A 12986-nucleotide genomic window follows, 5' to 3' on the forward strand; every position below is an offset into this window, starting at 1 on the left:
TCGCCGGGCTCCACCCCCGAGCGCCAACTGCGCCGATTTGCCCACTTGCGGGCGCCTGCATGGCAAGCAAAAAGGCTGTACCATTGCGGGTTTACCATCGCCAACCAGATCACCCGCTGTAAGGCCCCGAATGTCTGATCTTTCCGCACACACCCCGATGATGCAGCAGTACTGGAAGCTGAAGAACCAGCACCCGGACCAGCTGATGTTCTACCGCATGGGCGACTTCTACGAGATCTTCTACGAAGATGCGAAAAAGGCCGCCAGCCTGCTGGACATCACCCTGACCGCCCGCGGTCAGTCAGCCGGCCAGTCCATCCCCATGTGCGGCGTGCCGTTCCATTCGCTGGAAGGCTACCTGGCCAAGCTGGTGAAGCTGGGCGAGTCAGTGGTGATCTGCGAGCAGATCGGCGACCCGGCCACCAGCAAAGGGCCGGTCGAGCGCCAGGTGGTGCGTATCATCACGCCCGGCACAGTCAGCGACGAAGCGCTGCTGGACGAGCGCCGCGACAACCTGATTGCCGCGCTGCTGGGCGATGACCGCCTGTTCGGCCTGGCTGTGCTGGACATCACCAGTGGCAATTTCAGCGTTCAGGAGCTCAAGGGCTGGGAAAACCTGCTGGCCGAACTGGAACGCCTGAACCCGGTGGAGCTGTTGATCCCGGACGACTGGCCGCGCGACCTGCCTGCCGAAAAGCGCCCGGGGGCTCGCCGCCGTGCGCCGTGGGATTTCGACCGCGACTCCGCGCGCAAGGCGCTGTGCCAGCAATTTGCAACCAAGGACCTCAAGGGCTTTGGCTGCGACAAGCTGACCCTGGCCATCGGCGCCGCTGGCTGCCTGCTGACCTACGCGAAGGAGACCCAGCGGACCGCCTTGCCGCACCTGCGCAGCCTGCGCCATGAACGCCTGGACGACACCGTGATCCTCGACGGTGCCAGCCGCCGCAACCTGGAGCTGGACATCAACCTGGCGGGTGGGCGTGACAATACCCTGCAATCGGTGATCGACCGTTGCCAGACCGCCATGGCCAGCCGCCTGCTGAGCCGCTGGCTGAACCGGCCGCTGCGCGACCTCAAGGTGCTGCAGGCCCGGCAGGACTCGATCCGATGCCTGCTCGAGGGCTACCGGTTCGAAAAACTGCAACCGCAGTTGAAGGAAATCGGCGACATCGAACGTATTCTGGCGCGCATCGGCCTGCGTAACGCACGCCCCCGCGATCTCGCCCGCCTGCGTGATGCCTTGGGCGCACTGCCCGAACTGCAGAACGCCATGGCCGAACTGGAAGCCCCTCACCTGGCGCGCCTGGCCGCCATTACCGGCACCTACCCGGAGCTTGCCAGCCTGTTGGAACGGGCGATCGTGGACAACCCACCGGCGGTCATCCGTGATGGCGGTGTGCTCAAGGCCGGCTATGACAACGAGCTGGATGACCTGCTGGCGATCAGCGAAAACGCCGGTCAGTTTCTCATCGACCTGGAAGCCCGTGAAAAAGCCCGTACCGGCCTGGCCAACCTCAAGGTCGGCTACAACCGCGTGCACGGTTATTTCATCGAGCTGCCCACCAAGCAGGCAGAACAGGCGCCGGGCGACTACATCCGCCGCCAGACGCTGAAAGGCGCCGAACGGTTCATCACCCCAGAGCTGAAAGCATTCGAGGACAAGGCGCTGTCGGCCAAGAGCCGGGCCCTGGCCCGCGAAAAGATGCTCTACGATGCCCTGCTGGAAACCCTCATCAGCCACCTTGCGCCGCTGCAGGACAGCGCCGCAGCCCTGGCCGAACTGGATGTGCTCAGCAACCTGGCCGAGCGCGCGTTGAACCTGGACCTGAACTGCCCACGCTTCGTCGACCACCCTTGCCTGCGCATCGAGCAGGGCCGTCACCCGGTGGTCGAGCAGGTGCTCACCACCCCGTTCGTGGCCAACGACCTGGGCCTGGACGATAACACACGCATGCTGGTGATCACCGGGCCGAACATGGGCGGTAAATCCACCTACATGCGCCAGACCGCGCTGATCGTGCTGCTGGCCCACATTGGCAGCTTTGTACCGGCAGCCAGCTGCGAACTGTCGCCGGTAGACCGGATCTTCACCCGCATCGGCTCCAGCGATGACCTGGCGGGCGGGCGCTCCACGTTCATGGTGGAGATGAGCGAAACGGCCAACATCCTGCATAACGCTACAGACCGCAGCCTGGTGCTGATGGACGAAGTCGGCCGCGGTACCAGCACGTTTGACGGCCTGTCGCTGGCCTGGGCAGCGGCCGAGCGCCTCGCGCGCCTGCGTGCCTATACGTTGTTCGCCACGCACTACTTCGAGCTGACGGTACTGCCCGACAGCGAGCCGCTGGTGGCCAACGTGCACCTCAATGCCACCGAGCACAATGAACGCATCGTGTTTCTGCACCATGTGCTGCCAGGGCCGGCCAGCCAGAGTTATGGCCTGGCGGTGGCGCAGTTGGCCGGGGTGCCAACTGCGGTCATCCAGCGCGCACGGGAGCACCTGGCACGCCTGGAAACCAACAGCCTGCCCCATGAACCGCCTGCTGTGCCGGGTCCGAAGGGCGCGCCACAGGTGCCGCACCAGAGCGACCTGTTCGCCAGCCTGCCCCACCCAGCCATCGAGAAGCTGGGCAAGCTGCAGCTGGATGACATGACCCCGCGTCAAGCTATCGAAATGCTATATCAACTAAAGAACCTGTTATAACGGCGTCCACTACAAGCTGGTAGAATCCGCCGCGGTTTGCTGGTGCTGCAGGTTATTAGCCTGGCCTGCAGCCATGTACCCGTAAACCGCGCGGCCCCAAGAGGAAGGGCCGCCGCCGTCGCCTGAGGAGAGAATTAGAAATGACCTTCGTCGTCACCGACAACTGCATCAAATGCAAATACACCGACTGCGTGGAAGTCTGTCCGGTGGACTGCTTCTACGAAGGCCCGAACTTCCTGGTCATTCACCCGGACGAGTGCATCGATTGCGCCCTGTGCGAGCCTGAATGCCCGGCGCAAGCCATCTTCTCGGAAGACGAAGTGCCTTCGGGCATGGAAAACTTCATTGAGCTGAATGCCGAGCTGGCAGAGATCTGGCCGAACATTACCGAGCGTAAGGACGCCCTGCCCGACGCAGAGGAATGGGATGGCAAGACCGGCAAGCTTGCCGATCTGCAACGCTAAGCAGCAGCGCAATACAAAAAGGCCCTTGCAGGGCCTTTTTTGCTTTCTAGCGGGCAAAAAAAGGGGCGGTTTGACCCGCCCACATTTTTTTCCGTAGTCCCTGCTTGTCCTGAACATCATCCTGATGAAATCGCTTCTTGCGATGTCCCTGGCTTTCTTCCTGAAGGCCTGTGCATGTCCGTGTGCACAGTTCGAATACTAGCGATTCGGCTGAGGGAGACAACCGGCAAACCTCTCACGATGTTGCCCTGGATACATTTCCTCACAGGCAAAAACATCATGTTTTTCAGTCACTTGTGAAAAAAGCCAGACTGAAAACGACAATGATTTACTCTCCCTCGCATACATGGCTTACGCGACGAGTAAGCAAACACTTACACGCCAAGCTGCAACCTGTAGGCGTTGAGCGACTCTGTTAGGGGTTGAGGAATATTCGAGTGATTACCTCACATACGAAAACGCCCCGGCATGCCGGGGCGTTTCAGGGGGTAAGGCAGCAGCTGCTTATCGGAACAACGACTCGCTGGACAAGCCGTTCTTCTCAAGGATTTCGCGCAGACGCTTCAGCCCTTCTACCTGGATCTGCCGAACGCGCTCACGGGTCAGGCCGATCTCCAGCCCGACATCCTCCAAGGTGCTGCTCTCGTGGCCGCGCAGGCCAAAACGACGCACTACCACCTCGCGCTGTTTATCGGTCAGCTCACCCAGCCACTGATCGATGCTCTGGGAAAGATCATCGTCCTGAAGCAGTTCGAAAGGATCGGTCGGGCGGTCGTCAGTGAGCGTATCGAGCAAGGTCTTGTCTGAGTCCGGCCCTAGCGAGACGTCGACTGACGATACCCGCTCGTTGAGACCGAGCATACGCTTGACCTCCGCAACAGGCTTCTCCAACAGGGTAGCGATTTCTTCCGGCGAAGGCTCATGATCCAGTTTCTGGGTGAGCTCACGGGCTGCACGCAAATAAACGTTCAGCTCCTTGACCACGTGGATGGGCAAGCGGATGGTGCGGGTTTGGTTCATGATCGCCCGCTCGATGGTCTGGCGAATCCACCATGTGGCGTAGGTGGAAAAGCGGAAACCACGCTCCGGGTCGAATTTCTCAACGGCACGGATCAACCCCAGGTTGCCCTCCTCGATCAGATCGAGCAACGACAAGCCACGGTTCACGTAACGGCGGGCAATTTTCACAACCAGGCGCAGGTTGCTTTCGATCATGCGTTTGCGGCCGGCGGGGTCGCCTTTTTGCGACAACCGCGCAAAATGCACCTCCTCTTCCGGCGACAACAGGGGCGAGAAGCCGATCTCGTTGAGGTACAGCTGGGTGGCATCGAGCGCCCGGCTGTAATCGATGTACTTGTGTTGTTTGAGCGAAGGGCCCGACTTGGCCCTGGTCCGAACCGAGGATACAGCAGGTTCGTCTGACACCACATCCGTTTCCAAAACGATACCCGTCTCCATGAGGAGGACGTCATCGTCGATGTCAAACTCCGGCGCTTCTTTACTGAGAGCCATTGTTATAGTCCTTTGCTGAGTTCGAACTCAGACTCAAGCGGCACCTGTATCCCTGGCAGCGCTGGAGCCTGTCCCCTCTACGTCACGGGAAACAGGCCGGTACAACGGTCAACGACGTGGCAGGAACTGGAGAGGATCGACGGGCTTGCCCTGGCGGCGAATCTCGAAATGCAGCTTCACCCTATCTGTGCCTGTGGACCCCATTTCAGCAATCGACTGCCCTGCCTTGACCTGCTGCCCCTCCCGAACCAACAGCCTGCGGTTGTGACCGTAGGCACTGACGTAGGTATCGCTGTGTTTGATGATGATCAACTCGCCGTAGCCCCTTAAACCACTCCCGGCGTAGACCACTGTACCACCCGACGCAGCAAAAACAGGCTGTCCCAAATCACCGGCGATATCAATGCCTTTATTCAAACTACCGTTTGAAGCAAATTTTCCAATCAGCACCCCATTGGCCGGCCATGTCCAGCCACCCACCGCACGTTCTGCAGCGGGCACCGTAGCCACCACAGGGGCAGTGGTCGTAGTAACGGTTTTGGTGGTGCTGGCAGGGGCCGCCGGCGAGGTGCCCACCGGACGACGAGTCACGGTGGTACGGCTGGAGGAAGACGGGCTGGCGACCACCGTTGTGCTGCCCGACGCACCCGTGCTGAAACGAATGGCCTGGCCGGGGCGTATGGTGTAGGGCGGTGCGATACCGTTGCGGGCGGCCAGCTCTTTGTAGTCCCAGCCATAGCGGAAAGCGATGGAAAACAGCGTGTCACCCGGTTTGACCACGTATTGCCCGGACGTCACCGTAGGCCGTTTGGGCGCAGCGCTGTTACGGTCGACCACCCGTGCGTTGTTGCTACCGCTGCTGGAGCACCCCACCAGCAGCGCGCCCAGGGCCATGGCGAGCACCACGAGCTTGAAAGCCGAGCTGTCCTTGCGCTGCCGAAAGACTGTGTGAACCACCCGCGCTCCCCTCATGGTGCCGAAATCTTCTTTGAACAAGAAATGCAATAGTATTGCAATTATAACGAAGCTCGCCGGCATTCCCAGGCAGATGCAACACGCTGCTGCAAAGGCCGATCATAGCCCGGCGCAACCTGTGCGTACCGCCTGATAGACAGGACGACGCGGCAAGAATTCGCTGCTGTTGTAAAAATAGCCCGCCGGCAAGGCCGGCGGCTCAGGCCACAGGCCCATTCAGCAACGGCACGAAACGCACCGCGCCCAGAACCCGGCGCGAGAAGCCATGTTCTTCACGCACGATCAGCATCAGTTGCTGAGCCTCGCCGGCAGGCCCCACAGGGATCACCATGCGCCCACCGGGTGCCAGCTGGTCCAGCAACGCCTGGGGCACTTCCGGCGCCACCGCCGTCACGATGATACCGTTGTAGGGCGCCAATGCCGGCCAGCCCTCACAGCCATCGCCCCAGCGGAACACCACGTTGCGCAGGCTCAACTCAACCAGACGCTCCTTGGCGCGATCCTGCAGCACCTTGATGCGCTCAACCGAGAAAACCCGCTCCACCAATTGCGCCAGCACGGCGGTCTGGTAACCCGAGCCGGTGCCGATCTCCAGCACCTTGTCCAACGGCCCGGCTTCGAGCAGCAACTCGCTCATGTGCGCGACCATGAACGGTTGCGAGATGGTCTGGTTGTGCCCGATCGGCAGCGCGGTGTCTTCATAGGCCCGGTGGGCCAGGGCCTCGTCGACGAACAGGTGACGGGGCGTGCGGCGGATCACATCCAGCACCTGGGTGTTCGATACACCCTCTTCGCACAGGCGCTGGATAAGCCGCTCCCGGGTGCGCTGGGAGGTCATGCCGATACCGCGACGCAGCATATCGTCCTCGCGCATCAAAGCAGCCCCTCCAGCCAGCCATCGAGCTGCTCGAAGGCATCACTGAAGGTGCGGTCCAACTGCAACGGCGTTATTGACACATACCCCTGCATGACCGCATGGAAGTCGGTACCCGGGCCGCCATCCTCGGCGTCACCGGCCACGGCTATCCAGTAACCTTCCTTGCCGCGCGGGTTGACCACCTTGGTGGGTGCCGCCGCACGGGCCCTGTGCCCCAAACGGGTCAGCTGGATGCCGCGGATGCGCTCCAGCGGCAGGTTAGGGATGTTGACGTTGAGCACGGTACGCGGTGGCAACACCAGGCGCGACTGTGCCTCTACCAAACGACGGGCGATGTGCGCGGCAGCCGGCAAATTGTCGGGCTGGCGAGACAGCAGCGAGAAAGCAAGCGATGTGCCACCCAGGAAACGCCCCTCGAGCGCCGCTGCGACCGTGCCGGAGTACAGCACGTCATCGCCCAGGTTGGCGCCCAGGTTGATGCCTGACACCACCATGTCGGGCGTTTGCGGCAACAGGCCGTTGAGCCCCAGGTGCACACAGTCGGTGGGCGTGCCATTGAGGCTGATGAAGCCATTGGCCAGGGTCACGGGATGCAGCGGGCGGTCCAGCGTCAGCGAACTGCCGGCGCCGCTCTTGTCCTGGTCAGGGGCGATTACCGTGCACTCGGCGTAATCCGCCAGCGCAGCGTGCAGCGCGGCGATGCCGGGTGCAGTAACACCATCGTCGTTCGAAATCAGAATACGCATGGGCTGTCCGTCTGCCCTGCCGGCACCAGATCCACGACTTCGCGCACTACTACGGTGGCGAAGCATCCGGCCGGAAGGACGAATTCCAGTTGCAGGATATCAGGCTCGGGATAATGCCACGTCAGGCCGCCAATAGGGAGCCGCATGATGCGCCGTTCGTGATCCATGCCCGCCTGCGACAACCAGTGGCAGAGTGCTGGCTGACGCGCGGCGATGGCATTTTCCAGGTCTGCGCAGGCGCCAGCAGCGGGTGACGCGCCTTCGCCCCACAACGGGCCGGTGGGGTGCAGGTCGAGCACCGCCAGCCGTGGGTCACTGCATTCGGCCTCACCCGCCGGGAAGAAACTGCGGCTGTCGGTGAAGGCCAGCAAATCGCCGACCTGCGCCTGGTCCCAGTTGCCTTGGGCCACGCGCGCAGCCAGCGCCTGGTTGAACAGGTAGCTGCGCCCGGCCGAGAGCAACCGCGAGCGCACGTTGCGCTGCTCGGGCAGGGCCTTGCGTGCCGCCCACTCGAGGGCATCATGCACATTGCCACCACCGTGGCCAAAGCGCTGGGTACCGAAGTAGTTGGGCACCCCTTGCTGCTTGAGCAGCGCCAAACGCGCATCGATGGCCTGGTGATCTGCCTTGAGGGCCGTGAGGCGCAAGGTGAAACCGTTGGCGGAGTGGGCGCCACGCTGCAACTTGCGCTGGTGGCGCGCCTGCTTGAGCACGCGCAGGCTGGCATCTTCGGCCCGCGACAGGTCCGGGTCGGCCTTGCCAGGCAAGTGCAGGCTGAACCACTGGCGGGTCAGCGCCTGGCGGTCCTTGAGCCCGGCGTAGCTGATAGCACGCGCTGGCACACCCGCAGCACGGGCCAGGCGGCGAGCCGCCTCCTCGGTGTTGAGGTCGCGCTTTTCCACCCATAGCCACAGGTGTTCGCCCTGCCCGGACAACGGAATATCCAGTACCTCATCCACCTGGAAGTCTTCAGCTACCGCCTTGAGTACGGCGCTGCCCAGGGGTTCGCCCGATGCGCGCGGGCCCAGCAGTTCCTGTTCGGTCATGCTGGCAGCAGCAGGGCAACCGAATGCACGGCGATCCCCTCCTCGCGGCCTGCGAAGCCCAGTTTTTCGGTGGTAGTGGCCTTGACGTTGACCTGATCGAGGCCAACCTGCAGGTCGTCGGCTAGCAGTTGGCGCATGGTGTCGATATGCGGCGCCATCTTGGGCGCCTGGGCGACGATGGTGGCATCCACGTTGCCCACCTTCCAGCCCTTGGCCTGGACCACACTCAGCACATGGCGCAGCAGCACACGGCTGTCCGCGCCCTTGAACTGCGGGTCAGTGTCGGGGAAGTGCTTGCCGATATCGCCCAGGGCCGCAGCACCGAGCAGCGCATCACTCACGGCGTGCAGCAGCACGTCGCCATCAGAGTGGGCCAGAAGGCCGTATTTGTGGGGGATACGCACCCCGCCCAGGGTAATGAAATCACCGTCGCAGAAACGGTGCACATCGTAGCCGTGGCCAATACGCATAGAAAAACGCCCTGAATGAGTCAGGGCGTGATTCTACCTGTATTTGCAGGCTAGCGCCCCAATGCCGCGGCGTGATGGCGCAGGTGGTCCTCGATGAAACTGGCAATGAAGTAATAACTGTGGTCATAGCCAGGTTGCAGGCGCAAGGTCAGGTCGTGACCGCCTTTGCGCGCAGCCTGCTCAAGTGCTTCAGGCTTGAGCTGCTGTTCCAGGAAGTCATCGCGGTCGCCCTGATCCACCAGCAACGGTGGGCACTGCCCGGCCGGGGTTTCGGCCAGCAGCACGCTGGCGTCCCACTCGCGCCAGCGGGCGCGGTCTTCACCCAGGTAGCGGCTGAACGCCTTCTCGCCCCATGGGCAATCCATGGGGTTGCTGATGGGTGAAAACGCCGATACCGCGCGATACCGCCCCGGGTTGCGCAAGGCGCATACCAGCGCGCCGTGCCCGCCCATGGAATGGCCACTGATGCTGCGCTCCCCCGACGCGGGGAAGTGTGCCTCGATCAGCGCGGGCAACTCCTGCACCACATAGTCATGCATGCGGTAGTGCTGGGCCCAGGGTTGCTGGGTAGCATTCAGGTAGAACCCGGCGCCCAGGCCGAAGTCCCAGGCACCGTCGGGGTCGCCCGGTACCTGCTCGCCACGCGGGCTGGTATCGGGCGCCACAATGATCAACCCGAGCTCCGCAGCCAGGCGCTGGGCACCGGCCTTCTGCATGAAGTTCTCGTCGGTGCAGGTCAGGCCGCTGAGCCAGTACAGCACCGGCAGCTTGGCGCCCTGCTCCGCTTGTGGCGGCAGGTACACAGCGAACACCATGTCGCAGCCCAGCACCTTGGAGTGATGCCGGTAACGCTTGTGCCAGCCGCCGAAGCTTTTCTGGCAGGAGATGTTGTCCAGGCTCATGGCAAACCTCAGAAGTGAATGACGCTGCGAATGCTCTTGCCTTCATGCATCAGGTCGAACGCCTTGTTGATGTCTTCCAGGCCCATGGTATGGGTAATGAAGGTGTCCAGCGGAATCTCGCCGTTCTGCGACATCTCGACGTAGCTTGGCAGCTCACTGCGCCCGCGTACCCCACCGAACGCCGAACCGCGCCATACCCGGCCGGTAACCAGCTGGAACGGACGGGTGGCAATTTCCTGCCCGGCGCCGGCGACACCGATGATCACCGATTCCCCCCAGCCCTTGTGGCAGCACTCCAGCGCCGCACGCATCAGCTGGACATTACCGATGCACTCGAAGGAGAAGTCCACGCCGCCGTCGGTGAGGTCGACAATGACTTCCTGGATCGGGCGGTCGTACTCCTTCGGGTTGATGCAATCGGTAGCACCCAACTGGCGAGCGATCTCGAACTTGGCCGGGTTGATGTCGATGGCGATGATGCGCGAGGCCTTGGCCTTGACCGCGCCGATGATCGCCGACAGGCCGATACCGCCCAGGCCGAAGACCGCGACGGTGTCACCCGGCTTGACCTTGGCGGTGTTCAACACCGCGCCGATGCCGGTGGTAACGCCACAGCCCAGCAGGCAGACCTTCTCCAGCGGGGCTTCTTTCTGGATCTTGGCCACGGAGATTTCCGGCAGCACGGTGTACTCGGAGAAGGTCGAGGTGCCCATGTAGTGGAACAGTTGCTGGCCCTTGTACGAAAAACGCGTGGTGCCGTCTGGCATCAGGCCCTTGCCCTGGGTGGCGCGGATGGCCTGGCACAGGTTGGTCTTGCCCGACAGGCAGAACTTGCACTTGCCGCATTCAGGGGTGTACAGCGGGATCACGTGGTCACCAACGGCAACCGAGGTGACGCCCTCGCCTACCGCTTCGACGATTGCGCCACCTTCATGGCCCAGAATCGACGGGAAGATGCCTTCCGGGTCGGCGCCCGACAATGTGTAGGCGTCGGTATGGCAGACGCCGCTGGCGACAACGCGCAGCAGCACTTCCCCGGCCTTGGGCATGGCCACGTCCACTTCGACGATTTCCAACGGTTTCTTGGCTTCGAAGGCTACGGCAGCGCGGGACTTGATCATCAAAGGTCTCCATACAGGTGTTGAACAATGGCCTGCAGTGTAATTCACCTTGATTTGATGAATAATCAGCCCCAGCTCAAAACATTATTGCTGCACAGGGACAATCGATGCTTAACCGTTGGGAAGGCATAGACGAATTCGTCGCAGTGGCCGAGTCTGGCCAGTTCACCGCGGCGGCCGAACGCCTGGGGGTTTCGTCGTCCCACGTGAGCCGCCAGATCGCCCGCCTTGAAGAGCGGGTCCAAACACGCCTGCTGTACCGCAGTACCCGCCGTGTGACGCTGACCGAGGCGGGGCAGACCTTTTTGCAGCATTGCCAGCGCCTGCAAGACGGCCGCGAGGAAGCGCTGCGCGCCATGGGCGACCTGGCCAGCGAGCCCAAAGGGCTGCTGCGCATGACCTGCGCGGTGGCGTATGGCGAACGGTTCATCGTGCCGCTGGTGACGCGTTTCATGGCCCTGTACCCGCAGTTGCGGGTGGACGTGGAGCTGAGCAACCACACCCTCGACCTGGTGCATCACGGCATGGACCTGGCGATAAGACTGGGCCGCCTGGCCGATTCTCGCCTGGTGGCCACGCGCCTGGCGCCACGACGCATGTACCTGTGTGCCTCACCCGCCTACCTTGAACGCTATGGCAGGCCACACAGCGTGTCCGAGCTCGCCCGCCACAACTGCCTGATCGGCAGCTCGGACGTGTGGGCGCTGCAGCTGGAAGGGCGCGAGCTCAGCCAACGGGTGCAGGGCAATTGGCGCTGCAACAGCGGGCAGGCAGTGCTGGATGCTGCGCTGCAGGGGATCGGGTTGTGCCAGTTGCCGGATTACTACGTGCTGGAGCACCTGAACACTGGGGCGCTGGTGTCACTGCTGGAAGCACACCAGCCGCCGAACACGGCAGTGTGGGCGCTGTATCCACAGCAACGGCACCTGTCGCCGAAGGTGCGGCGGTTGGTGGATTACCTGAAGCAAGGGTTGACCGGGTTGCCGGAGTATCGTTTCGGCTGAAGGGGTGTGCTGCTTAATACCGGCCTCTTCGCGGGTGAATCGGATCGCCGCACCGCCGCTCCCACAGATACTTCACGGATTTCAGACCCAGTGGAGACCCTGTGGGAGCGGCGGTGCGGCGATCCGATTTACCCGCGAAGAGGCCGGTACAGGAGAGCGACCATCAGCGCCTACCCGCCCAGCGCTGGCGCAACCATTCCAGGTCTTCGGGGCGCGTGACCTTGATGTTGTCACTGCGCCCTTCGACCAGCCTCGGCGCCTGGCCGGACCACTCGATGGCCGAGGCTTCATCGGTTACTACCACATCAGACACCAGGCACTCGGCCAACGCCCGGTGCAATGCTCCAAGGCGGAACATCTGCGGCGTGTAAGCCTGCCAGATGGTGCTACGGTCCACGGTAGCGCTCACCCGGCCATTGCTGTCGGCACGCTTGAGGGTGTCGCGCGCCGGCACCGCCAGCAGCCCCCCCACCGGGTCGTCTGCCAGTGCCGCCAACAGCTTGTCCAGGTCGCTGCGCGCCAGGTTAGGCCGCGCCGCATCGTGCACCAGCACCCAATCTTCGTCACACGCGCCCTGGGCATGCAGCAGCAACAAAGCATTTAGCACCGACTCCGCACGCTCACGGCCGCCATCCGCGCGCCGTATGCGCGCGTCATTGGCACACGGCAGGCCGGGCCAATAGGGGTCATCTTCGGCAACACTCACCACTACCCCGCTTAACGTGGGGTGGCCCAGGAAACAGTCGAGGCTGTGCTCAAGAATAGTCTTGCCGGCCAGCTCAAGGTATTGCTTGGGGCGGTCGGCAGCCATGCGGGCACCCACGCCGGCAGCAGGGATCACGGCCCAGAAGGCCGGTAGATGCGCGTTCATTTCTGCGGCAACTGGAAGAGGGTCTCGCCCTCCTTGACCATTCCCAATTCATGACGAGCCCGTTCTTCGACGGTCTCCATGCCCTTCTTCAGTTCCAGCACTTCGGCATCGAGCACGCGGTTACGCTCAAGCAGGCGCTCGTTTTCGGCGTGCTGCTCTTCGATCTGCTGCTTGAGCTCGGCCACCTGCGCCAGGCTGCCATTGCCCACCCACAAGCGGTACTGCAGGCCACCCAGCAGCAAAAGCAGGACCAGGAACAACCAATAAGGACTGCGCATCAAGATATCCAGGTTG

13 protein-coding genes are annotated in these 12986 nt (G+C 62.7%); 3 read left to right on the forward strand and 10 right to left on the reverse strand.

Features of this window, described 5'->3' with window-relative positions:
• Window positions 1-130: 130 nt before the first annotated feature.
• Both mutS and fdxA read left to right on the forward strand, forming a co-directional pair.
• Window positions 131-2704, forward strand: a complete 2574-nt coding sequence (mutS, locus tag IAE33_RS00925; protein ID WP_201161740.1) for a DNA mismatch repair protein MutS — start codon at window positions 131-133, stop codon at window positions 2702-2704.
• A gap of 140 nt (window positions 2705-2844) precedes the next feature.
• A complete protein-coding gene (fdxA, locus tag IAE33_RS00930; protein WP_028635011.1) occupies window positions 2845-3168 on the forward strand; it encodes a ferredoxin FdxA in 324 nt (107 codons plus the stop codon).
• A gap of 504 nt (window positions 3169-3672) precedes the next feature.
• Here fdxA and rpoS read toward each other — a convergent pair.
• The 8 genes from rpoS to IAE33_RS00970 all read right to left on the reverse strand — a co-directional run bounded on the left by rpoS (window position 3673) and on the right by IAE33_RS00970 (window position 10817).
• Window positions 3673-4680, reverse strand: coding sequence for an RNA polymerase sigma factor RpoS (rpoS, locus tag IAE33_RS00935; RefSeq protein ID WP_028635010.1), 1008 nt, complete (start codon window positions 4678-4680; stop codon window positions 3673-3675).
• Window positions 4681-4788: 108 nt separating this feature from the next.
• Entirely contained in the window at window positions 4789-5637 is an 849-nt protein-coding gene (locus tag IAE33_RS00940) for a peptidoglycan DD-metalloendopeptidase family protein (RefSeq protein ID WP_028635009.1), read from the reverse strand.
• 217 nt (window positions 5638-5854) lie between these two features.
• Window positions 5855-6493, reverse strand: a complete 639-nt coding sequence (locus IAE33_RS00945; protein WP_161629595.1) for a protein-L-isoaspartate(D-aspartate) O-methyltransferase — start codon at window positions 6491-6493, stop codon at window positions 5855-5857.
• Window positions 6494-6528: 35 nt separating this feature from the next.
• On the reverse strand, window positions 6529-7278 hold the full coding sequence (surE, locus tag IAE33_RS00950; protein ID WP_201161741.1) for a 5'/3'-nucleotidase SurE: 750 nt from the start codon (window positions 7276-7278) through the stop codon (window positions 6529-6531).
• Complete coding sequence (gene truD, locus IAE33_RS00955) at window positions 7266-8324, reverse strand: tRNA pseudouridine(13) synthase TruD (RefSeq protein WP_201161742.1); 1059 nt, start codon at window positions 8322-8324, stop codon at window positions 7266-7268. The genes surE and truD overlap by 13 nt, the downstream gene beginning before the upstream one ends.
• On the reverse strand, window positions 8321-8794 hold the full coding sequence (gene ispF, locus IAE33_RS00960; protein WP_060481750.1) for a 2-C-methyl-D-erythritol 2,4-cyclodiphosphate synthase: 474 nt from the start codon (window positions 8792-8794) through the stop codon (window positions 8321-8323). Before ispF ends, truD begins: the two co-directional genes overlap by 4 nt.
• Before the next feature lie 50 nt (window positions 8795-8844).
• Entirely contained in the window at window positions 8845-9696 is an 852-nt protein-coding gene (fghA, locus tag IAE33_RS00965; RefSeq protein WP_201161743.1) for an S-formylglutathione hydrolase, read from the reverse strand.
• A gap of 8 nt (window positions 9697-9704) precedes the next feature.
• On the reverse strand, window positions 9705-10817 hold the full coding sequence (locus tag IAE33_RS00970; RefSeq protein WP_060481752.1) for an S-(hydroxymethyl)glutathione dehydrogenase/class III alcohol dehydrogenase: 1113 nt from the start codon (window positions 10815-10817) through the stop codon (window positions 9705-9707).
• 107 nt (window positions 10818-10924) lie between these two features.
• Between IAE33_RS00970 and IAE33_RS00975 the strand changes: the two genes are divergently transcribed.
• Window positions 10925-11821: a LysR substrate-binding domain-containing protein gene (locus IAE33_RS00975; protein ID WP_060481753.1), complete on the forward strand. Its 897-nt coding sequence runs from the start codon at window positions 10925-10927 to the stop codon at window positions 11819-11821.
• 163 nt (window positions 11822-11984) lie between these two features.
• On the opposite strand, the gene ispD is transcribed toward IAE33_RS00975, so the two are convergent.
• Both ispD and ftsB read right to left on the reverse strand, forming a co-directional pair.
• Window positions 11985-12692 carry a 2-C-methyl-D-erythritol 4-phosphate cytidylyltransferase gene (gene ispD, locus IAE33_RS00980; protein ID WP_201161744.1) on the reverse strand — a complete coding sequence of 236 codons (708 nt, stop codon included), beginning with the start codon at window positions 12690-12692 and terminating at the stop codon, window positions 11985-11987.
• Window positions 12689-12970, reverse strand: a complete 282-nt coding sequence (ftsB, locus tag IAE33_RS00985) for a cell division protein FtsB (RefSeq protein WP_028635000.1) — start codon at window positions 12968-12970, stop codon at window positions 12689-12691. The genes ispD and ftsB overlap by 4 nt, the downstream gene beginning before the upstream one ends.
• Between the last annotated feature and the right edge of the window lie 16 nt (window positions 12971-12986).

Origin of the sequence: Pseudomonas sp. S60 (assembly GCF_016647865.1) — a bacterium.
In the GTDB taxonomy this organism is placed as follows: domain Bacteria; phylum Pseudomonadota; class Gammaproteobacteria; order Pseudomonadales; family Pseudomonadaceae; genus Aquipseudomonas; species Aquipseudomonas parafulva.